Origin of the sequence: Rhizomicrobium sp. (assembly GCA_037200045.1) — a bacterium.
Classification (GTDB): domain Bacteria; phylum Pseudomonadota; class Alphaproteobacteria; order Micropepsales; family Micropepsaceae; genus Rhizomicrobium.
Map to the genome: position 1 here is coordinate 2344737 of JBBCHM010000001.1, position 21023 is coordinate 2365759.

Below are 21023 nucleotides of genomic sequence, written 5' to 3' on the forward strand. Positions count from 1 at the left end.
CGTGTTAGGATTCGTTCTTCGCCATACCAAGGTCCGGCATGAATTTTCAGGGCAGACCGCTCGCCATCTGGGCGCTTCCCGGCCTCGTGCTTGCCGCCACGCTGTTCCTGCTCGGCAGCGACGCCGGCGCGGTGGCCTCGCGGCTGCGCGGCGTGCTGTTCGATTCCTATCAGCGGGCCCAGCCGCGGCTCTATCAGGATACGTTGCCGCGCACCGGCTTCGCGGTGCGCATCCTCGATGCCGACGGCCCCAGTCTGAGGCGCTTCGGCAAATGGCCCTGGCCGCACGGCGTGCTCGCCAAGCTGGTCGGCGAATTGAAGGCGCAAGGCGCCGTCCTGGCGGTTCTCGGCTTTCCGCTGGACACGCCCGATCCGGCCTCGCCGAAGAACCTGGTCTCGCTGGTGCCGGCGGGAACGCAGAGCGACGCGTTGCGCGCCGCGCTGGCGCAGATGCCCTCGCCCGACGCCGCGCTGGCCCAGGCGATGACGACGCTGCCGACCGTGACCGGCCTCATGCTGCAGGACGAGGCCGGCGCCCGCGCGCCCAAGTTCAACGCGACGCTGCGGTTCATCGGCGCCAAGAACCCGTTCGGCCACGCGCCGAATTTTCCGGCGGCGTCCGGCGCGGTCCAGGAGATCGAGCATGCGAGCCAGGGCGACGGTGCGCTGAACCTGGAGGCCGATGCCGACGGCACGATGCGGCGGCTGCCGCTGGTGTTCCGCCTGAACGGCGTGGCGGTACCGGCGCTGACGGCGGAAATCCTGCGCGTCGTCCAGAACAAGAAGTACCTGTCGTTCCGCGGCGACGACGGCGACATCGGTCTGTTCGGCTCGCAGCCCGGCGTCGCGGCGGTCGAGACGCCCAATGGCGAAGTGGCGACGGCGGCCGACGGATCGATCTGGATCGCCTATGCCGGCGAGAACCAGGCGCGCAACGTCTCCGCCGCGGCGCTGGATGGCGGCACGCTCGCCCCCGGCCGGCTGGCGCACGCCATCGTCGTTCTCGCTCCGCCGGGGGACAGTTTCGCGACGCCCAGCGGCCTGCGCGGCACCGCCGCGATCTATGCCGAGGGCCTGGAGAACATCCTGACCGGCACGCCGCTGCGCCGGCCGGCCTCGGCCATCGAGGCGGAGCTGGTCTGCCTTGCCATCTTCGGCCTGGCGGCGATCATCCTGTTCGCGCGCTTCGGGCTCGTCTGGTCGGGACTCTTCACGGCCGCCAGCATCCTGGGCGCCTTCTTCATATCGTGGCGGCTCTATTCGGCGGATCGCACTTTGTTCGATGCCCTGGGGCCCGGCATCGCGTTGGCGCTTACCTATGCGACGGCGACCATCGTGCGCGGCGCCGGCGTGGCGAGCGCGCGGGCCCGCGTCCGCAGCGCCTTCGCCGAGTCGCTGCCGCCCGCGGTGATCGAGCAGATCGCGCGCCGCCCCGAACTGCTGAGGCTCGAAGGCACCAGCCGCACCGTCACCTATCTGCACTGCGGCGTGCGCGAATTCGGCGGCCTGGCCGATTCCTTCAAGGACGATCCGGCCGCCTTTACCCGGCTGATGCAGCGCGTGCTGGTGCCGCTGATGGACGTCGCCCTGGCGCGCGGCGGCACCATCGACCGGCTGACCGCCGATGGATTCTCCGCCTTCTGGAACGCGCCGCTCGACGATCCGGAGCACGCGATCCACGCCTGCGAGGCGGCGAACGCGATGATGGAAGCCATCGCCAAGAGCAACGAGGTCATCACCCATGAGCGGCGGAACGACGGCGTCGCCTTCGCGCCAGTGGAGATCGGCATCGGCCTCTCGACCAGCCAGGCGATCGCCGGCGGCTTCTCGGCGCATGGCCGCACCGCCTATTCGATCACCGGCGATTGCGCGGTCGAGGCCGAGCGCATCCAGGAATTGTCGGCGGGGTACGGCCCCGCCGTGATCGTCGCCGAGGTCACGCGCAAGGCGGCCGAGCGCGGTTTCGCCTTCCTGGAAGTCGACTACATCGCGGCCGGCGCGCATGACGCGCCGATGAAGCTCTACGCCATGCTCGGCAGTCCCGTGATGCGCGCCAGTCCGAAATTCCGCGCCTTGCTGACCTTCCACGAGCACATCTTCCAATCGCTGCGCACCCAGCAATGGGACAAGGCGCGCGAGCTGATCGAGCAGTGCCGGAAGCTTTCCGGCGCCAGCCAGAAGCTCTACGACCTGCATCTGGCGCGCATCGCCTATTTCCAGGACAACCCGCCCGGCGAAGCCTGGGACGGCGCGTTCCGGCCGATTCTCAAGTGACTCACCTCCCCGCAAGGGGGGGTGATTAGTTAGAACGTCGCCTCGCCATAATGCGCCGCATCCGCGCCGCTCAGCTTCGCCCACATTTGATCGCCCCAGGAGAAATGCCACCATTCGTCGGGATGGCCGGCGAAATCCTCTTCCGCCATGACCCAGTGCAACAGGCGCCGGTTGGCGCGGGCCTCCTCGTCGGAGAAGGACATTGCATCGGCGCGCAGGTTTTCGAACCGGTCGCGATGGGCCAGCGCCGTCGCATCGTCGAAGATCGAACCCATCCACAGCGCCTCGCCGTCCTTCCAGCGGATCGTGAGATCGACCGCCGCCCCCGTCGCATGCGGCGCCGGCGAATCGGCGTCGCCGCTCGGCGCCGCCCAATAGCGCTCGACTTCCCGCGTCAGCGCCGCGCCGGCAAGCGACGGATCGCGCCGCCGGATCTCCGCCGGCATCCACACATCGTGGAAATAAGCCTGCACCGCTCTCGGCCGCCAGGCATCGAACAGGAAGAGTTCGAGCCCCGCATCGCCCAGCCGCGCGTCGATCCGCGCCAGCTTCTCGCCCACCGCGCGGCGGACCAGAAGGTCGGGGATGGCGCCGTCGATCCGGCGCCAATAGGGCGGGTTGCGGGTCGAATGGTAGTAGTTCTCCCCGGCGATGCCGAAATCGCGGACATCCGCTAGCCCTTCCGAGAAATGCACGTTGGACCGCGCGATCGGCTGGGCGCGAAAGCCTTCCTTGCGCGCCCGCGCTTCCGACAGCGCGCCGATCGGGCGCGTACGAAATTCCTCCAGGCGCCCGAAGACCGACATTCGAAAAATCCCGGAACTGACGTTAGACTATAGCCATGACCACCGACCCGTCCGAACATTTTCCCGCCGATTACCGCCAGGGCCGCCACGCTTTCGTCCACGCCTGCGAGCAGGCCGGCATCGACGTCGTCAGCCGCGTCCATCCCGGCGTCGAGGGCCGCGACGGCAAGCCATTGTTCCTCGACACCGCCATGATCGGGCCGCGCGAGGCGACCAAGGCGCTGCTGCTGATTTCCGCCACGCATGGCGTGGAGGGCTATTTCGGTTCCGGCGTGCAGACCGGGCTGATGCGCGAGGGGCTGGCGCGCCGCGCGCCGGCGGACACCAAGATCGTTCTCCTCCACGCGCTCAACCCCTACGGCTTTTCCTGGGACCGCCGCGTCAACGAGGACAATGCCGACATCAACCGCAACTGCGTCGACTTCGCCCATCCGCCGGCCAACGAGCCCTATGACGAGCTCGCCGCCGCGATCTCCCCGCGCGACATCTCCGACGCGGCGATGAAGACCGCCAACGCCAGGCTCGTCGAATTTCTCAAGAGCCACGGCGTCTTCGCGCTGCAGGAGGCGATCTCCAAGGGCCAGTACAAATATCCCGACGGCGTCTATTACGGCGGCGCGAAGGAGAGCTGGTCGATCAAGATGCTGAAGGACGTGTTCGTCGAGACGCTGGCGCATGTGAAGAAACTGACCGTGATCGATTTCCACACCGGCCTCGGCGAATTCGGCGCCGGCGAGATGATCACCGAGGATCTGCCCGGCAGCCCGGCCTACAGGCGCGCCACGGCGATGTGGGGCAAGCGCGTCGCCTCCAGCGAGGCGGGCGAATCGGTCTCCGCGCCGCTCTCCGGCACGATCGACAAGGCGGTGGCGAAATGGCTGAAGGCGGTGGAGCTGACCTTCGCGGCGCTGGAGGTCGGCACGCGCGACACCCGCGCGGTGTTCAACGCGCTGCGCAAGGACAATTGGCTGCACTGCTTCGCGCCGGGCCGCTTCCGGCACAAGGATGCGCCGGCGATCCGCCAGGAATTGCGCGACGCCTTCTATCCCGACACGGCGGAGTGGAAGCGCAGGGTGTGGGGCCATGCCGGCGAGGCGGTCGCCGCAGCGCTCCAGGCGCTCGGCTGATGGCCGCGCCGGACGGGATCGAGGCCAATCCGAATTTCACCGTGGCCGGAAGGCTGAAGAGCGTGCGCCACGCGCTGGCCGGCATCGTCGTCATGCTGCGCACCCAGCACAATGCCTGGCTTCACCTGGCCGCGACGCTGGCCGTGGTCGTTGCGGGAACCGTCCTGAAGATCGATGCCGATGACTGGCGCTGGCTCCTGGTCGCCATCGTGCTGGTCTGGGTGTCGGAGGGCATGAACACCGCCTTCGAGCATCTGTGCGACGTGGTCTCGCCGGATTTCCACGCCTCGGTGAAGGTCTCCAAGGACATCGCGGCCGGCGCGGTCCTGATCACGGCCATCGGGGCGGTCGTTCTGGGGCTGATGATCTTCCTGCCTTATCTGGTCCGCTGAGGCCGCGTTTGCGGCGGGCGGGCCGCCTGAGCTATAGAGGCCGGCGCAGGCACCCGTAGCTCAGCTGGATAGAGTGTCGCCCTCCGAAGGCGAAGGTCACAGGTTCGAATCCTGTCGGGTGCGCCATTTTTTTGGCGGGCGGGCAAAGCAGCCGCCACGCCAACCCTGCTTTGCCCGCCCGCCTTGTTGTCCATCGCGTATCGATGGCTATTCGCCGTCATAAGGGCCGGAGAAGGTCAGCCGGAGCGCCCCGCCGCCGCGGCATTCGCGCCGGGCGAAGCGGAGCGCGGCCTCGCGCTGGAAAAAGGTGCCGCAGACCATTCCGTCGGCCCGGCGGGCGCACCACCGCCCGATCCGGTTGCGGAATATTTGAAACACCGTCTCGCCGCCCTCGCTCATGACGGCCGCCGCGCGATCAGGAGCAGATGCGTCGCGTGGTCGATGAACCGCGCGTCCCGGCAATAGCTTTTCTCCAGGCGGTCGAGTTCGCGGACGAAGCCGTCCTCGGCGCGGGCCGGCGCGTTCCAGCGTGGATCGTCCGCGAAGCGTCCGTGGAAAAGATCCAGCCCCGCCAGATCCTCGATCTTGAGGTGCGGCGACACCAGGCCGGCCAGTTCCGACGAACCGAACAGATGCGACGGCAGCGTGATGCGGCGGCCGTCATCGAGCTCGGCGTCCAGCCGGTCGGCATCGTTGTCCTGCCGGAACCGGCGGGCGTGCTCCATCGCGTCGACATAGAGCGTCGGCGTGCTGCCGGCGGCGCGCACTGAACTGATGAAGACGCCCGACGTCACGCGGCCGATCTCGGCCATGATGGCGGGCAATTGCGCGGCCGGCAGGTGATTGAGAACGCCGCACAGGCACAGGACGATATCGACGCTGCCGTCGACCTCGGGAAGCGGCCGCAGGATATCGCCGACCTCGAAATTCAGCGCGACGCCCGGAAGGCCGGCCAGATCGGCCGACAGCTCCCGCGCCCGTCGCACCTGGGCATCGGCGATGTCGAAGCCGCGCGCCACGATGTCATCGAAGCCGATCGCGCGTGCCCGCGTCACCATGCGGCGCAGCCAGGTGCCCGGGCCGCATCCCAGGTCCAGGACGCGCAGCGAACGCTTGCCGGTGGCGCGCAGGGCGCAGAGCTTGGAAAAGAGGACCTCCCAGATTCGGCCATCGCCATAGGCGTATTGGCCGGCGAAGGCGTAGAGCTTCCTGGCATCGCCGTCGGCATAGGCAAGGTAGTTGTCGCCGGCCTGGTTGTAGGCCGCCGCGATGGCGCGACCGCCGTGCGGTTGCGAAGGGATGATCGCGATACGACGTCTGGCGCTGGCACCCAATTTCTTCTCCATCTTGAAGCCGCCGTCCCGATCGCAGGACCGGGCCGTTCGCCTTCGAAGATGGGCCCGGCCTCATAAGGCTTCGAGCCGGATTGGCCCCGCCCGGCATAAAGCCGGCATCAAGGTCGCGCGGCCGCCACTTCGCGGTTCTGGACGGTCCCTTGCGCTGATATGCTGGCCGGCGCGTCCGCACAGGCCAGGCCATGATCGTCCATCCCACCGGCAAGTTCGACAACCGCGCCAGGCGCTACGACCATATCGAGGCGCGGCCGCTGGCGGCGGCGATGGGGGCCGAGATTCGCGGCGTGCGGATCGGCAAACTCTCCGACGCGCAATTCGCCGAGATTCGCGACGCGCTGTTCCGCCACAAGATGATCTATTTCCGCGACCAGGACATGCGCCATGCCGACCAGGAGGCGTTCAGCCTGCGTTTCGGGCCCTTCGCGGAAGACGCCTATACCAAGGGCATCGCGGGCCATGCGAACGTCCAGCCGCTGATCAAGGAAGCCGACACGCGGACCGGCATGGTGTTCGGCTCGGGCTGGCACACCGATTCGCCGTTCCTGGAGAAGCCGCCGGCGATCAGCATGCTCTACGGCGTCGACATTCCGCCCTTTGGCGGCGACACGATCTGGGCCAATGCCGTGCTCGCCTATGCGATGCTGAGCGGGACGATGCAGCGGATGCTGGCGCCGCTGCGGGTGCACATGTCGATGGCGCGCGTGCTCGAATCGGCGCAGACCTACGGCAAGGTCGACGCTTCGCCGGTCGGCCGGCTCGCCGCGACGCGCGGCACCGGCGCGCTGCCCGACGATGTCGTGCGCAAGGTCCAGGGCGCGATGCACCCGCTGGTGCGCACCCATCCGGTCAGCGGCGAGAAATCGCTCTTTTGCGACGGCTCCTACGCGGTCGGGATCGAAGGCCTGACCGAGCCCGAGGCGGAGGCGCTGCTGCGCTTCCTGGCCGCGCACATGACGCAGCCCGCCTTCACCTGCCGGCTGCGCTGGGAGCCGAAGACCTTCGCGCTGTGGGACAACCGGATCTGCATCCACCAGGCCTTCAACGATTACGACGGCTATCGCCGCGAGCTCTATCGCACCACGGTCGCCGGCGAAGTTCCGCGCTAGCGCAATTTCGCCTTGGCGCGGCTATGGCGCGTCGGTGACGGTGATCACGCCCTGCGCGATCATGTCGTCGAGGAAGGACTGGGTGTCGGCGCCGCACTGGAGCGCGTCGACCACGAAGGCTTTCTGCAGAGCCTCGACCAGCGACGGCAGGCTGCGCGGCACGTCCAGCAGCGCCCAGATCGCGGTCCCCACGGGATCGAATTCGAGATAGGCCCAGGTAACCGTATCAAAAAGCAAGACCTCACCCTGTATTTCGGCGGCGATGACGTCGCGGGATCGTGCATAGACGAGAGTACTGGCCATGTCGGACGGCTCCGTTGCCTTTATGATATGCCGGCTATTTTCGAACGACAACGAACGGTTGCAGCCTTCCCTGGTGCTGCCTTGTCGTTTATTCAATCGGCATGGGTTTTTCAGGACCGGTTCCCGGCATCCCGGACGCGGTGATCCGGGTCGTCAACGCGCTGTCGGCCACGCTTGACGGCGCCGAGCCCGCCGGACCCCAGGCCCAGGCCAGGGCCGGCGCGCTGTTGCTGGTGTCTCCCGGCATCGGGCGCTTCCTGGTGCGTGGCGGCTTGACCATCGACCTGGCGGCGGACCCCGGTGCCGATCCCGGCGCGGTTTCGCTGGTGCTGCACGGCTCCGCCCGCGGCGCGCTGATCCATCAGCGCGGCGAGCTGCCCCTGCATGCCGCCACGCTCGTTCCGCCGGGCGGCGACGCGGCCTGCGCGATCTGCGGACCGTCGGGCGCGGGCAAGTCGACCCTGGCCGCCGAGCTCAGCCGTCGGGGATGGACGCTGGTCGCCGACGACACCACCCGCGTCACCTGGACCGCAGCGGGCCCGCTCGCCTGGCCGAGCCGCGACAGCATCAAGCTGTGGCGCGATGCCTGCGAGGCCAAGGGGATCGAGGTGGCCCGGTTGGAACAAGTGTGCGCCGGGTTGGACAAGCACTATTTGCGCGTGCCCGCGCGCGATGAGCCCGCCAGGCTCGCCGCCGTATTCGAGCTGCTGATCGATGGCGCGGACGACGTGTTTTTCGCGGCCAACAAGGAGAAAATGGCGCTTCTCACCCGCCACACCTATCGCCAGGCGCAGATCCGGCCGCTCGGCCGCATCGCGGACTATGTGCGTATCGTGGCGAATGTCGCCGGCGCGTGCCGCTTTCAGGGTCTAGGCGGCGCCCGCATCCGTCCGGTGACGGTGCTGGCCGATGCCGTCGAAAGCGCTATGGTCTGAAATGTCCGCGCTCGCCGGGATTTGGAATTTCGACGGCAGGCCCGGCGCGGCCCGCGACTGCGCGCGGATGCTGGCCGCGCAATCGATCTATGGGCCGCATGACGTGTCCCAATGGGACGACGGATCGCTGGCGCTCGGCCGAAGGCTTTTCCGCACCCTGCCGGAAGACATCCACGACGCCCAGCCGCTCGCCGGCGGCGGCGGACGCTTTACGCTCATCGCCGATCTCAGGCTCGACAACCGCGACGACCTGATCGGCGCGCTGCGGATACCGGACGCCGCCCGGCGGGCGGACAGCGTGATCCTCATGGCGGCGTGGGAGCGCTGGGGCGAGGGCTGTGTCGACCGGCTGGTGGGCGATTATGCCTTTGCGCTGTGGGACGCGGGCGAGCGTCGCCTGGTCCTGGCGCGCGATCCGCTCGGCATGCGGCCGCTGCATTATCACCGCGGACGGGATTTCTTCGCCCTCGCCTCCATGCCGAAGGGCCTGCACACACTGGCCGATGTTCCGCGCGCCCCTGACGAGGAGCGCGCCGCCGAGTTTCTCGCGCTGCTTCCGGAATACGGCTCCAAGAGCTTCTTCAAGGATGTGGAGCGCGTGGAAGCCGGACATCTGGCCGTGGTCACGCCGAACGGGATCGCCGCGCGCCGGCACTGGGAGCCGCAGCGCCGGACGCTGAAGCTGGCGCGCGCCGAGGACTATGCCGAAGCGCTGCGGCATCACCTGGATCAGGCCGTGCGCGCGCAATTGCGAGGCGCGGACGGCACGGTGGGCGCGCATCTGAGCTCCGGCTTCGACAGTTCGGCGGTGGCGGCGACCGCGGCGCGATTGCTGGCGCCGGCCGGCGGCAAGGTGGTCGCCTTCACCTCGGTTCCGCGCGAAGGCTATGACGGTCCGTCGCCGCGCGGCCGCTTGGGCGACGAAGGCCCGATCGCGGCGAAGACCGCGGCGCTGTACCCGAACATGGAGCATGTGCCGATCCGCACCGGGGATCGCACGCCGCTCGACAATCTCGATCGCAATTTCCACATATATGAGCGGCCCGTGCTCAATCTGTGCAATGCGATCTGGGTCGATGCCATCAACGACGCCGCGCGCGCGCGCAAGCTCACGGTGCTGCTGACGGGTCAGATGGGAAATATGAGCATCAGCTATGGCGGCGAAACGCTGCTGCCGCAATTGATCCGCGGCGGCCGATGGCTCAAATGGCTGCGCGAAGGCGTCGGTGTCGTGCGCAAGGGCCATCTGCGCTGGCGCGGCATGCTGAACGCCACGTTCGGCCCCTATACCCCGCTGCTGCTTTGGGTCTGGGCCAATCGCGTGTTCGAGAACAGGAAGGTCGGGATCAGTGCCTATTCGGCGATCCGGCCGGCACGATTGGCGCAGCTCGACATCGCGGGCCGGGCGCGCGCGAACGCGGTCGATCTCGCCTATCGCCCGCGCAAGGACGGTTTCGAGACCCGGCTCTGGGTGATGCGCCGGGTGGACCTTGGAAATTACAACAAAGGAACGCTCGGCGGCTGGGGTCTCGATCAGCGCGACCCGACCGCGGACCGGCGTCTGATCGAATTCTGCCTGTCGGTTCCGGAGGATCAGGTTCTGGTGAACGGCGAGACCAAGGCGTTGGCGCGGCGGGCCTTCGCCGACCGCCTGCCGCCCGAAGTGGTCGCCATGCGGGGCAAGGGCTATCAGGCAGTCGACTGGCATGAGGGGCTGACCGCCGGGCGCGCCGGGGTCCGCGAGGAAATCGCGCGGCTGGAAGCGTGCGGCTCCGCCGCCGAAGCGCTCGACCTGCCGCGCCTGAGCGCCCTGGCGGAAAATTGGCCCGAGGGCGGATGGGAGACCGACGATCGCGTGCTGACCTACCGCACGGCGCTGCTGCGGGCGCTTTCGACGGGCCATTTCCTGAGACGGGCCGGCGGGAGCAACGCCTGAAGCGCGAAAGTTCCCTTCTAAGGCCCAGCCAGCCGGTATTCTAAAGATGTGCAGTAGCGGCTTTCGCGCCGCGACAACTTCTGTTATTCTGTCATTATATTGTTGGATGTAAATTAAGTTCTTCCAGGGTTTTGGGGGTAATATGAGCGAGCGTAAACAACACGATACCACGCATGGCGAGCAGTCCGCCCCGGCGGCACCTGCCCGCGCAGCGTGGCAGCGCCCGAAACTACACCGGCTCGACGCCCGCGAGGCGAAGCTCGGCGGCAGTACGCAACAGGACGTGCTCAGCAGCCAGTCCTGATCGCCGGCGCCTTCGCGCGCCGCCGAGATTCTGGATAGCGTGAGCCTCTTCGCTTGTGGCGTTATTGGTCGCCACGGCTGTGTTTCGACACATATCGAAATAGTCGCGCGGTTCGGCGCCGTTCGGGCCGCGCCATCGGCACGACGCCTTCGGATATGTCGGTTGCCCGCGCCACCGGTTTTTGGACCAAAGGCTCCGGACGGCGACGCCGTCCGGAGCTTGAACTGCAGCGCGCCCTCAATGCAGCGGGATCGTGCCCGGCAAGGTGTTGGTCGTGTTCGCGTCTATTTTGTTGTCGCCATAAGATGAGACCGTGCCGCCGGCCCCCAGCACGCTCGTGGCGTTGCCGGTGATGGTGGAATTGCCGACGCGGATGGTGCCGCCCAGGGCCAGCAGGCCATAGCCGCCGCTGTTGGTGATGGCCGTATGATCGACCATCACGTTCACCGGCGTCGTGCCGGTCGCCAGGACGCCGACATAGCCGCCGGAACTGACGCTGTCGGTGATCGTCGCATTGATCCCGGCCCCCGTCGTCGCGGTCGTATCGGCATAGAATCCGTTTGTATTGGCTTCCATCCTGACGCGGTCGAGCACCACATTGGCGCTGCCGCCGGCCGGCAGCACGATTCCGATCGCCGCCCCCGTCGCCGTGCCGCCGCTGCCACTGCCATTGTCGGCGATGATGGTATCGGCGACATAGAGCGAAGCCGCCGTGGCGGGCGCGAACCTGATGCCGTAGCCGACCGTGCTGCCGGCGGCGTTGTTTCCCCGTATCTTGCAGTGTTCGACATGCAGGACGGCGCCCTGGATGAAGTTGATGCCGTTGGTGCCGGCGGCGATGCCTTCAATGTCGAGGCCGGTCAGGTAAACGATCGCGCCCGCGGCATTGACGGTGATGCCCGGCGTGCTGGGATTGGTGATGCCGCCCTCGGTGAAGTCGCAGACGAGCGCGATCGACTTGGTGATGGTCACCGAGCCGAACCCGCCCGGATCGAGGCAGTTGATCTCGCCATTGACCGCGGTCTTGGAGATCGCGCCGGCGAAGGTCTTGCACGGCGCCGTGCGGCTGCACGGATTGGCGTCGTCGCCGACGCCCGAAACCCAGGTACGCGTCGCTTGCGCGTTCGCCGGCGCGGCGAACAGCAAGGCGAGGAGCAGCGCCGCGAAGACTCCGGCGTATCGGTTGAGATGCGTCATGAACACTCTCCCTCCAAAGACGCACGACCATCGTGCGTCAAATTTAGAAATCTTATTATTTGGAGTGATCCAAGAATTCAGAATCACCCCCAAAATGATCCAAAGAATTCACTGCCGTCATTACTAGCACGAGACCGTCGCGGACGCCAGCAAAGACGGCCGGCAAGGCTGGGACGCGGTTCGATTCCGCGTGCGAAGACTGCTAGCGTCGCGTTCCCCGCTTGGAATGTTCGCAGATGCGTTTTGTCAGCCTGATCGCCGCGGCCTTGCTCTGGTCGGGCGCCGCCCTGGCGCAGGAGGCGCCGCCGGCGCCAGCCGCCGCACCCGCCGGGCCGAAGGTCGTGATCTCCACCGACATGGGCGATATCGTGCTGCGGCTCGACGCGGTGCACGCGCCGGCGACGGTGGCGAATTTCCTGCGCTATGCCCAGGAAGGCCATTTCGACGGCACCATCGTCTATCGTGTCGTGCCCGGCTTCGTGATCCAGGCCGGAAGCTGGGAGGCGGACCTGCAGACGCGGCCCGTCTATCCGCCGATCCCGCTCGAGGCCGGCCTTCCCAATCTGCGCGGCACGGTGGCGATGGCGCGGGGCGACACGCCGGTCAGCGCCACGGCGGAATTCTTCATCAACCTCGCCGACAACCCGGCGCTCGATCGCCAGCCGGGCGATACCGCCGGCACGACGGGCTACGCCGTGTTCGGCCAGGTCGTCGACGGGATGGACGTAGCCGACAAGATCGCGGCCGTGCCGCTCGGCGACCACGGACCGTTCGCCGGCGCCGCGCCGGTCACGCCGATCGTGATCAGCCATGTCACCGTCGTGCCGGATACCGCGCCATGACGCCGGCCGAGGCCGGCTACAAGGCGGTCTCCAAGCTTTACAACGCGCTGATGACGGGCCTCGTGCTCACATTGGTCGCGCACCGGGACGCCGAGGCCGCGCGCCGTTTCGTGTTCGCCCATTTCCGCCGCCAGCATCTGGAGAAATTCCGCGACGGGCTGACGAAGCTCGGGCTCGACAAATTGCCGGACGCGGTGGCCTGCGCCCAGTACCACTATTTCTCCAACGCGCTGGGCGGGGTGAAGACCGAATATATGCGGGAGAGCGATTGCAAAGCCTGGGTGCGCTATCCGCCGCCGCGCTGGATCTGGTCGGGCGCCGCGATCTGCGCCATCCCGCGCGCGGTCAACGAGGCGATGCTGCATGGCTGGCACGGCCATAACGGCGTGACGCTGGGCAATCCCCGGCTCGGCTTCGTCTGCACCGGCCAGACGGTGAACGGCGATCCGGGGCTCGAAGGCTATTACCGCGAATATGACCGCGACCTCGCGCCGGAGGAGCGCGTGCGGTTCGTCTCCGGCGAGCAGGCGCCGCCCTTCGATCCGGCGCGCGCGCCGAAACTGGACTCGGCCGATTGGCCACCCGAGCGCCTCGCCAAGGTCGAGCGCTCCTACGCGATGGAGTATGTGCGCTCGCTGCTGCCGACGATGCTCGAACTGTTCGGCGCGGAGGACGCCTCGGCGCTGGTCGGTCGCACCTCCCGGCTCATCGGCCTGCAATATTACGACGAGGTCGCCGCGCTGCTGGAGGTTCGGGCCAGGGACGCGCACGCCTTCGCCGAGCTTCTCGCCGCGCTGGCATCGGCGCAGGGCGAGCGGGTGGAGGTCCATCGCGACGGCGAGGCATACGTCGTCGTGCAATCCGGCTGGCGGCTGATGCACGGCATCGCGGCGGGCGGGCCGCTGTTTCCCGCTTGGAACACGCTTTGGGAAGGCGCGCTGGCGGTGCATAATCGGGCGTTGAGGCTGACGGCGGAACGGCGCGGCGAATCCATCGCCTGGCGCATCGGCTCCGCGAACGCGGAATAGATACTATATTAATGCGGCCGGTCCTACTCGGTGGCGGCGCTGCCGCGCCCCGGCGGTATTGCGGTTGACGGACCATAAGGAGAAGAAGGCGCCATGAGCGAACCCCAGGAAGGCACCCGTCTGGTCGCGCGCGCCGGCGCCAGGTTGGCCGAGGCGCGCTATCGCACCGACATCCGCGCCGGCCATCACGCGCTGATCGCCGACGAGTCGGTATCCGCCGGCGGCGCCGATGCCGGGCCTTCGCCCTTCGCCTATGTGCTCGCGGGCCTGGGCGCCTGCACCGCGATCACGCTGCGCATGTATGCCGAACACAAGAAATGGCCGCTGACCGGGCTCGGCGTCGATCTGGAATATTACCGCGACGACAAGGCGTTCCGCGTCGAGCGCATGCTGCACATCGAAGGGGCGCTCGATGCCGAGCAGCGCGCCCGCCTCGCCGACATCGCCGAGCGCACGCCGGTGACGCTGGCGCTGAAGGCCGGCGCCACGATCAACACGAAGGTCGGCTGATGGGCGAGCTCGGAATCGGCGAACCCTATGCGACGCTGACCCTGAAGGACGGGCGCAGGCTCGGCTATCTCGATGTCGGCAAGGCCGGCGGGCCGGTCGTGTTCCATTTCCATGGCCACGGCTCCTCGCGGCTGGAAGCCCTGATGCTGGAGGAGGCGGCGAACAAGCTCGGTCTGCGCGTCATCGCGTTCGACCGGCCGGGCGTCGGCTATTCCGACCCCAAGGAGGGCGACCGCCTGCTCGACTGGCCGGACGACGTGGCGCAGGCCGCCGACCAGCTCGGCATCGAACGCTTCGCGGTGCAGGGCATGTCGGCCGGCGGGCCCTATGCGCTGGCCTGCGCCGAACGGCTCGGCGACCGCGTCACCGCCTGCTCGCTGGTCAGCGCCGTGCCGCCGCCGGAGATCGCGCGCCGCACCGGACCGCGCGTGCGCCGCCTCGCCTGGTGGGTCGCCCATCGCTATCCCAAATATCTGCGCCGCCGCCTGATGCAGTTCCGGCCCGACGGGCCGCCGCGCGAGGACGCGGTGCGCCAGCGCATGCTGCGCGTCGCGCAATGGCTGGGCGGCGAGGACCTCCGCCTGATGCAGATGGCGGAGATGCGCGAGATCCTCGCCCGCACCATGATGGAGACCGCGCGGCAGAGCGGCGCCGGCAACCGCGCCGAGATCGAACGGCTGGTGCGGCCCTGGGGCTTCGACATCGCGCGCCTGACCGGCCCGCGCTTCTTCGTGTGGCATGGCGACGAGGACCGCATCATGCCGATCGGCCCGGCCCGCGTCATGGCGCGGCGGCTCAGGAACGCGACCGCGACCTTCTACGCCGGCGAGGGCCATTTCTCGGTCCTGGTCAACCGGGCCCACGACCTGCTCGCTGTCTTGCGGCCGTAACCGAAGACCCGCATCTTCGCGGGCGGTATTGCTGACGGGGCGGAGCCGCAATGAAGCGCCGATACTGGGCCGCGTCGTGTCTGGCGCTTCTCGCCGCCGCGCCGGCGCTGGCCGACGACGCGGTGCCCGAGACCTGGTCGCTGCACGGGCAGGCGACGTTCGTGTGGCAATTCCAGCCGGCGTTCCGTTCGCCGTTCCAGGGCGCCAACAGCCTTAATCCCGTCGCCAATGGCCGCGAGACGTTCGACCTCACGCTGTTCGCCGGCGCGCGGCTCTGGGACGGCGGCGAGGCTTACGTCAATCCGGAGATCGACCAGGGCTTCGGCCTGTCGAACACGCTGGGCGCCGCCGGCTTTCCCAGCGGCGAGGCCTATAAGGTCGGCAAGGCGGCGCCTTACTTCCGGCTGCAGCGGCTGTTCTTCCGCCAGACCTTCGACCTCGGCGGCGACAGCCAGGCGGTCGCGCCGGGCGCCAACCAACTCGGCGGCGCGCGCGGCGCCGACAACCTCGTCCTCACCGCCGGCAAGTTCTCCGTCACCGATATCTTCGACACCAACTCCCTGGCGCATGATCCGAAATCCGATTTCCTGAACTGGTCGCTGATCGACACCGGCGCGTTCGACTACGCGGCCGACGCCTGGGGCTACAGCTACGGCTTCGCGGCGGAATGGACGCAGGATTGGTGGACGCTGCGCGCCGGCCTGTTCGACCTGTCGCGGGTACCCAACACGACGCAACTGGTGCGCGGCTTCGGGCAATATGAGGCGATGTCGGAACTGGAGATACGCCAAACACTGTTCGGTCCGCCGGGCACCGTGAAGCTGCTCGCCTGGGTCAATCGCGGCCGCATGGGATCCTACCGGGATGCGGTGGCGCTCGGCCTTGCGACGCACAGCGCGCCCGACACGGCGCTGGTCCGCCGCCCGGCCGACCGTGGCGGCTTCGTGCTGAACGTCGAACAGCAGATCGACGGCAACTGGTCCGCTTTCCTGCGCTTCGGCTTCGACGACGGCAGCACGGAGGCATTCGAATTCACCGAGATCAACCGCACGGTGGCGCTCGGCCTCGCGCTCAAGGGCGGCGCCTGGGGGCGGGCGGACGATACGGTCGGCCTTGCCGGCGTCGACAACACGCTCTCGCGTTCCGCCCAGGATTATTTCGCGGCCGGCGGGCTCGGCATCCTGATCGGCGACGGCGCGCTGCCGCGCTATCGCGACGAGTTCGTCCTGGAGGCCTATTACAGCGCCGCGGCGACCGACTGGCTGTCGCTCAGCCTCGACTATCAGTGGATCGCGAACCCCGCCTACAACGCCGAACGCGGCCCCATCTCGGTCTTCGGCCTGCGCCTGCATGCCGCCGCGTGACCCAAGACAGCACCTCGACCGCGCGGCATAAGAAGGCATGAGCGAGCATCACGACGCCGTGGTCCACGATGCGGTCGGCCCCGATCTTCCCTTGCGCGAAGCCGTCGCCGCGCTGGCGCTGGGGGTGATCGCGCTGCTGTTCGCCGGCGTGTTGCCGGCATTGCTCGGCGCGCTCGGCGACGAGCACCGCCTGTCCGCGTCCGGCTTCGGCCTGACCGCGACTGCCGAGGGCCTGGCGATGGGACTTGCCACCGCCGCCGCCGGCATCGTCCTGCCGCCGCGCCATCTGAAGCTCATCGGCGGAGGCGCCGCCCTGGCGCTGGCGGCGCTCGATTTCTCGACCCTGCACGCCGCCGGCACGGCGATCATGGCGATCCGCGCCTTGGCCGGCGCCGCGGAGGGCATCCTGCTGTGGATCGTCACCGGCATGATCGCGCGCACCGCGACGCCGGAGCGCTGGGCGGGCATCTACTTCACCGCGCTCTGCGCCGGCCAGATGGTGGCGGCGCTTCTGTTCGCGCTGTGGATCCTGCCGGCCTTCGGCGCCGATGGCGGCTTCGCGTTCCTGGGCCTGGCCAGCGCCGCCGGTATCGCCGCCGCGTTCTTTCTGCCCGAGCGTTTCGCGCCCCTGATGAAGGACGAGAGCCGGAGCGGTTCGCCGCCGCCGCGCGGCTGGTTCGCCCTGTTCGCCACGCTGATCTACATCGGCGCCACCGCCACGGTCGGGGTCTATCTCCAGCCGCTCGCCACCGAAGCGGGGTTGAGCCCCGAAGTGGCGCGCACCGCGGTGTGGACCTCGCTGGCGGCGCAGATCGCCGGCGGCGCCTTCTCGACCGTGCTGGCCGGCCATGTCCGCTGGCTGACGGTGTTCGTCAGCTCGACCATCGCCTTCCTGGTCAATTGGGGCGTCTTCCTGCTGCATGCGCCGGGCTGGGCCTTCATCGCCGCCAACGCGCTGGGCGGCTTCGTCAGCATCGTCGTCGCCGCCTTCATCGTGCCGATGACCATCGAGGCCGATCCCTCGCGCCGCGCCGCGGTGCTCGGCGGCAGCACGCAGGTGCTGGCCGGCGCGCTCGGTCCCTTCGCCGCGTCTTTCGTCGTCGCCGATGACGACGTGCATGGCGCGATCCTTCTGGGCACAGTATCGTTGTTCGCCGGCCTTGCGCTGATTGCAGGACTGCACATCACCGCGCCGAGGGGATCGGCACGCTGAACCAACTCGCGGCATGGCCGTTCCCTCGGCTCCAGTCGCGCGAAACAAGGAGACGGACATGGCCGCGAAGAAGAAGAAGCGGAAGAAGACGACGAAGATCATCGCCAAGAAGAAGGCGCCGGCGAAACGCAAGGTCGCCAAGGCCGTGAAGGCCGCCCCCAAGAAGAAGACGGCGCCCAAGAAGAAGGTCGCGGTCAAGGCCAAGGTGAAAGTGAAGACCAAGGCCAAGAAGGTCGCCAAGCGCGCGCCGAATCGCGAATTCGGCGAGGGCAATTACAAGGCCTCCAAGCGCTTCCGCAAAAGCGAGGAAGCTTTCGTGAAGGCGAACAAGGCGAAGATCCCGGCGCTGGGCAAGGCGGCCGAAGCGGCGCTCGAAGGACCGGAAGGCGATTCCCTGCGGGCTGCCGAAGCGGAAGCCGCCAGCCACGCCGCCGGCCAGGACTGACGTCAGACCGGATCGCTCGCCGCGACCCAGAGCGCGGCGAGCGCTTCCAGCCCCTTGGCGTCCTCGGCGTCGAACCGTCCCGGGACGGGACTGTCGAGGTCGAGCACGCCGATCAGGCGGCCGTCGCGCAGCAGCGGCACCACGATCTCCGAACGCGACGCCGCATCGCAGGCGATGTGCCCGGGAAACTCTTCGACGTCGGGCACCACCACCGTTTCCCGCCGGGCCGCGGCCGTGCCGCAGACGCCCCGGCCGATCTCGATCCGCACGCAGGCCGGCTTGCCCTGGAACGGGCCGAGCACCAGTCCCGGTCCGCGCAGGAAATAGAACCCGGCCCAGTTGAGGTCCGCGAGGCCCATATAAAGGAGCCCCGCGAGATTGGCGGCATTGGCGATGCCGTCGCGCTCGCCGGCGAACAGGCCCTCAGCCATCAGCGCGAGCTGGCGATGGATTTCGGGCTTGGTCCCGGTCGGGCGCTCGGCGTCGAACATCAATGCATGGCCCTTTTGGGTGGAACCGATTCCAGGCTGTCATTCCCGCGCAAGCGGGAATCCAGGCTTGGCAACGCGTCCGGTCGCTGGATGCCCGCCTGCGCGGGCATGACAGCAATTTGTAGGCGATGGACGATCATGCTTCAGGACTTCGGCTCGAATTTCAGCGCCGTGCCGTTCATGCAATAGCGCAGCCCGGTCGGGCGCGGTCCGTCGGGAAAGACATGGCCGAGATGGCCGCCGCAATTGGCGCAGGTGACCTCGTCCCGCACCATGCCGAAGCTGGCATCGGTCCTGGTCGCGACCGCGCCCTCCTTGGCCTTGTAGAAACTCGGCCAGCCCGAGCCGCTCTCATATTTGGTCGCGGAGTCGTAAAGCGCCGCGCCGCAGCCGGCGCAGAGAAATTCGCCGTCCCGCTTCTCGCGGTTGAGCGGGCTCGATCCGGCGGGCTCTGTCCCGTGCTCGCGCAGCACGCGGTACGCCGCCGGGCTGAGTTCGCTGCGCCATTCCTGTTCGGTCTTCTTGATGGTCATGGTCTACTCCTGTCGTCGCGGCTTAGTTCGCGCCAGGTCCCTTTCCGGTTACTGGAAATGGATGACCTGGCCGAGCGTCTCGCTCAACCGGCCCTTATTGCCGAAATCCCAACTGCCGCCATAGCCGATATCGTCCACCCGCCAGCCTTCCGGCGTGTTCACCAGATAGACCGTGTCGGTCCAGCGCGTGGGATTGCCCCCCGGCGGCGCGTAGCTCAGCGAAGCGGTGCAACTTCCCGCGGATCCGGCGGCGGTGCAGGCGCCCACCGCGACCGTGCTCGCGCCCTCGAACAGCGAGGTGAAGAGATCGCCCTCGACCAAAGGCGGCGCGGCCTTGTTCGCGGCCGCGAAGCGCTTGTCCGCGTCGCCGGCCTGGGCGAGCAGGGCGTCGAGCCGCGCCGACAGGAACGGGCGATAGCGCGCCCGGCCGGCCTCGTCGGGAATCCCGTCCGAGGGATGGAAGGTCTTGTAGACGCCATAAAAACCGTCCGCCGCCGCGCGCAGCGCGGCGGCGTCGTCCGCGGCGGCCCGTCCCGCGAAGACCGCCAGCGCCAGGGCAAACAGGATCGGCCGTCTCATTTCGCTCCCGATTTCAGCGCGTCGCGGATCTCGCGCAGCAGCTTGATGTCTTCCGGCGGCTCGACGGGAAGAGTCTCCGGCGGCGGCGTCTTCAGCTTGTTGATCTGGCGCAGCAGCAAGAACAGCACGAAGGCGACGATCAGGAAGTTCAGGATCGTGTTGACGAACAATCCGTAGTTGAGCGTCACGTCGCCGGCATCGGTCGCGGCCTTGATCGACGCCACCGCGTGGTTGCCCTTCAGCACGACGAAGAAGTTCGAAAAATCGATGCCGCCCAGGACCAGCCCGATCGGCGGCATCAGGATGTCCTTGACCAGCGAATTGACGATGCCGGTGAAGGATGCGCCGATGATCACGCCGACCGCCAGGTCGATCACATTGCCGCGCATCACGAAGGTGCGGAATTCCTTGAACATGGGGTCCTCCGGTTCGGTCAGGTCCGCGCCGATTGTACCGGCTCCTTGGCGCCGCTTCATCTCTTGCGCCGGCCTAGCCGTCGGACGGGGCCGCCTCGTCCGCCACGACCTTGCGCGCCTTCAGCACGGCGATGCCCGCCCAGCCGAGCCCGAGCCCCGCGAGCACGCCCAGCGTGTTGGCGAGTTCGTCGAAAATGTCAGCGTCGCGGCCGGTCATGCCCTGGACGATCTCCAGCCCGCCGCCCAGCGCCACCAGTCCCAGGGCCCACCACAGCGCCCGGCGGTCGGCGCGCACCGCGATGGTGGTCATCAGCGCCAGCCCGAAATAGGCCGTGAAGTGCAGCGCCTTGTCCCAGACGTCGATTTCGAGTTCCTGGGTCAGGGAGGAATGGGTCAGCTCCCCGAACACGACCACGGCGATCGCGGGCGCGATCAGCCAGGTGTCGATCTGGCGCAACCAATGAAGAAACTTGCGGGCGGACATGTTCGCGGGCGGAAGTGGCGCAGCATTAAGACGTTTTTTCGGCAGGCGAGGCCAGACGCACATTCCCGCAGGCCCCGTGCTCCGACCCGCCGCGGGGATAATGGCTTGAAAACAATGGCTTGCTCCCGGGCCCGGACCGGGCTCAGGCGCCGCCGGGCGGCGACATCCGCCTTGCAATCCGAAGAACTCCCCTTTATGACGCGCGCTCTTTCGTGAGCGGCCAGGCAGGGCATGCCTTGGCGGCTCGTAAAGCGAACCGGCTCATCCGAGCCAAGGAGACCCGCGAAATGCCCAAGATGAAGACCAAATCGGGCGCCAAGAAGCGCTTCAAGTTCACCGCGAACGGCAAGATCAAGACCCATCAGGTCGGCAAGCGCCATCGCCTGATCAACAACTCGCCGGCGCGCACGCGCAATCTGCGCGGCATGGCGGTGCTGTCGGAATCCGAAACCCAGCGCGTCAAGCGCTGGATGCCGTATGGCGGAGGGATCTGA

General features: G+C 68.0%; 25 protein-coding genes and 1 tRNA gene. 16 read left to right on the plus strand and 10 right to left on the minus strand.

Going from position 1 to position 21023, the window contains the following annotated elements; translation table 11 throughout:
- The first annotated feature begins 38 nt into the window (after positions 1-38).
- The gene (locus tag WDM86_11305) at positions 39-2273 is read left to right on the plus strand and encodes an adenylate/guanylate cyclase domain-containing protein (protein ID MEI9990616.1); all 2235 of its coding nucleotides are present in this window, start codon (positions 39-41) and stop codon (positions 2271-2273) included.
- Between the two features lie 29 nt (positions 2274-2302).
- On the opposite strand, the gene WDM86_11310 is transcribed toward WDM86_11305, so the two are convergent.
- Positions 2303-3079 (minus strand): M15 family metallopeptidase, encoded by a 777-nt coding sequence (locus WDM86_11310; GenBank protein ID MEI9990617.1) that lies wholly within the window; start codon positions 3077-3079, stop codon positions 2303-2305.
- 35 nt (positions 3080-3114) lie between these two features.
- On the opposite strand from WDM86_11310, the gene WDM86_11315 reads away from it, so the two are divergent.
- The 3 genes from WDM86_11315 (at position 3115) to WDM86_11325 (ending at position 4724) form a co-directional block, all read left to right on the plus strand.
- Entirely contained in the window at positions 3115-4206 is a 1092-nt protein-coding gene (locus WDM86_11315) for a M14 family metallopeptidase (protein MEI9990618.1), read from the plus strand.
- Positions 4206-4598 carry a diacylglycerol kinase family protein gene (locus WDM86_11320; GenBank protein ID MEI9990619.1) on the plus strand — a complete coding sequence of 131 codons (393 nt, stop codon included), beginning with the start codon at positions 4206-4208 and terminating at the stop codon, positions 4596-4598. Before WDM86_11315 ends, WDM86_11320 begins: the two co-directional genes overlap by 1 nt.
- Positions 4599-4647: 49 nt before the next feature.
- Positions 4648-4724 (plus strand) — tRNA-Arg (locus tag WDM86_11325).
- 81 nt (positions 4725-4805) lie between these two features.
- Here WDM86_11325 and WDM86_11330 read toward each other — a convergent pair.
- Together WDM86_11330 and WDM86_11335 are read right to left on the minus strand one after the other, a co-directional pair.
- The gene (locus tag WDM86_11330; GenBank protein MEI9990620.1) at positions 4806-4997 is read right to left on the minus strand and encodes a hypothetical protein; all 192 of its coding nucleotides are present in this window, start codon (positions 4995-4997) and stop codon (positions 4806-4808) included.
- Complete coding sequence (locus WDM86_11335; protein ID MEI9990621.1) at positions 4994-5944, minus strand: class I SAM-dependent methyltransferase; 951 nt, start codon at positions 5942-5944, stop codon at positions 4994-4996. Before WDM86_11335 ends, WDM86_11330 begins: the two co-directional genes overlap by 4 nt.
- A 191-nt stretch (positions 5945-6135) precedes the next feature.
- On the opposite strand from WDM86_11335, the gene WDM86_11340 reads away from it, so the two are divergent.
- Positions 6136-7059 (plus strand): TauD/TfdA family dioxygenase, encoded by a 924-nt coding sequence (locus WDM86_11340; GenBank protein ID MEI9990622.1) that lies wholly within the window; start codon positions 6136-6138, stop codon positions 7057-7059.
- 21 nt (positions 7060-7080) lie between these two features.
- Here the strand turns inward: WDM86_11340 and WDM86_11345 are convergent, their stop codons facing one another.
- Positions 7081-7362 carry a PqqD family protein gene (locus tag WDM86_11345; protein MEI9990623.1) on the minus strand — a complete coding sequence of 94 codons (282 nt, stop codon included), beginning with the start codon at positions 7360-7362 and terminating at the stop codon, positions 7081-7083.
- A 101-nt stretch (positions 7363-7463) separates the two neighbouring features.
- Between WDM86_11345 and WDM86_11350 the strand changes: the two genes are divergently transcribed.
- From WDM86_11350 to WDM86_11360, 3 genes are all read left to right on the plus strand, one after another.
- A complete protein-coding gene (locus tag WDM86_11350; protein ID MEI9990624.1) occupies positions 7464-8297 on the plus strand; it encodes a hypothetical protein in 834 nt (277 codons plus the stop codon).
- A gap of 1 nt (position 8298) precedes the next feature.
- On the plus strand, positions 8299-10233 hold the full coding sequence (locus tag WDM86_11355) for an asparagine synthase-related protein (protein MEI9990625.1): 1935 nt from the start codon (positions 8299-8301) through the stop codon (positions 10231-10233).
- Between the two features lie 142 nt (positions 10234-10375).
- Complete coding sequence (locus WDM86_11360) at positions 10376-10537, plus strand: hypothetical protein (GenBank protein MEI9990626.1); 162 nt, start codon at positions 10376-10378, stop codon at positions 10535-10537.
- A gap of 237 nt (positions 10538-10774) precedes the next feature.
- Here WDM86_11360 and WDM86_11365 read toward each other — a convergent pair whose 3' ends face one another.
- Entirely contained in the window at positions 10775-11734 is a 960-nt protein-coding gene (locus WDM86_11365) for a hypothetical protein (protein MEI9990627.1), read from the minus strand.
- Positions 11735-11970: 236 nt separating this feature from the next.
- Between WDM86_11365 and WDM86_11370 the strand changes: the two genes are divergently transcribed.
- From WDM86_11370 to WDM86_11400, 7 genes are all read left to right on the plus strand, one after another.
- On the plus strand, positions 11971-12576 hold the full coding sequence (locus tag WDM86_11370; GenBank protein ID MEI9990628.1) for a peptidylprolyl isomerase: 606 nt from the start codon (positions 11971-11973) through the stop codon (positions 12574-12576).
- Entirely contained in the window at positions 12573-13604 is a 1032-nt protein-coding gene (locus WDM86_11375; GenBank protein MEI9990629.1) for a hypothetical protein, read from the plus strand. The genes WDM86_11370 and WDM86_11375 overlap by 4 nt, the downstream gene beginning before the upstream one ends.
- Positions 13605-13697: 93 nt before the next feature.
- Entirely contained in the window at positions 13698-14114 is a 417-nt protein-coding gene (locus WDM86_11380) for an OsmC family protein (GenBank protein MEI9990630.1), read from the plus strand.
- Positions 14114-15004, plus strand: a complete 891-nt coding sequence (locus WDM86_11385; protein MEI9990631.1) for an alpha/beta hydrolase — start codon at positions 14114-14116, stop codon at positions 15002-15004. The genes WDM86_11380 and WDM86_11385 overlap by 1 nt, the downstream gene beginning before the upstream one ends.
- Before the next feature lie 50 nt (positions 15005-15054).
- Positions 15055-16368, plus strand: a complete 1314-nt coding sequence (locus WDM86_11390; protein MEI9990632.1) for a carbohydrate porin — start codon at positions 15055-15057, stop codon at positions 16366-16368.
- 37 nt (positions 16369-16405) lie between these two features.
- A complete protein-coding gene (locus tag WDM86_11395; protein ID MEI9990633.1) occupies positions 16406-17581 on the plus strand; it encodes a hypothetical protein in 1176 nt (391 codons plus the stop codon).
- Positions 17582-17639: 58 nt separating this feature from the next.
- Complete coding sequence (locus WDM86_11400) at positions 17640-18026, plus strand: hypothetical protein (GenBank protein ID MEI9990634.1); 387 nt, start codon at positions 17640-17642, stop codon at positions 18024-18026.
- A gap of 2 nt (positions 18027-18028) precedes the next feature.
- Here WDM86_11400 and WDM86_11405 read toward each other — a convergent pair whose 3' ends face one another.
- The 5 genes from WDM86_11405 to WDM86_11425 all read right to left on the minus strand — a co-directional run bounded on the left by WDM86_11405 (position 18029) and on the right by WDM86_11425 (position 20502).
- Positions 18029-18517, minus strand: a complete 489-nt coding sequence (locus WDM86_11405) for a GAF domain-containing protein (protein MEI9990635.1) — start codon at positions 18515-18517, stop codon at positions 18029-18031.
- 143 nt (positions 18518-18660) lie between these two features.
- The gene (gene msrB, locus WDM86_11410; protein MEI9990636.1) at positions 18661-19050 is read right to left on the minus strand and encodes a peptide-methionine (R)-S-oxide reductase MsrB; all 390 of its coding nucleotides are present in this window, start codon (positions 19048-19050) and stop codon (positions 18661-18663) included.
- A 48-nt stretch (positions 19051-19098) separates the two neighbouring features.
- On the minus strand, positions 19099-19629 hold the full coding sequence (locus tag WDM86_11415; protein MEI9990637.1) for a hypothetical protein: 531 nt from the start codon (positions 19627-19629) through the stop codon (positions 19099-19101).
- A complete protein-coding gene (gene mscL, locus WDM86_11420; GenBank protein MEI9990638.1) occupies positions 19626-20045 on the minus strand; it encodes a large conductance mechanosensitive channel protein MscL in 420 nt (139 codons plus the stop codon). Before mscL ends, WDM86_11415 begins: the two co-directional genes overlap by 4 nt.
- A gap of 73 nt (positions 20046-20118) precedes the next feature.
- Positions 20119-20502, minus strand: coding sequence for a VanZ family protein (locus WDM86_11425; protein ID MEI9990639.1), 384 nt, complete (start codon positions 20500-20502; stop codon positions 20119-20121).
- Positions 20503-20816: 314 nt separating this feature from the next.
- Between WDM86_11425 and rpmI the strand changes: the two genes are divergently transcribed.
- Positions 20817-21023: a 50S ribosomal protein L35 gene (gene rpmI / locus WDM86_11430; GenBank protein ID MEI9990640.1), complete on the plus strand. Its 207-nt coding sequence runs from the start codon at positions 20817-20819 to the stop codon at positions 21021-21023.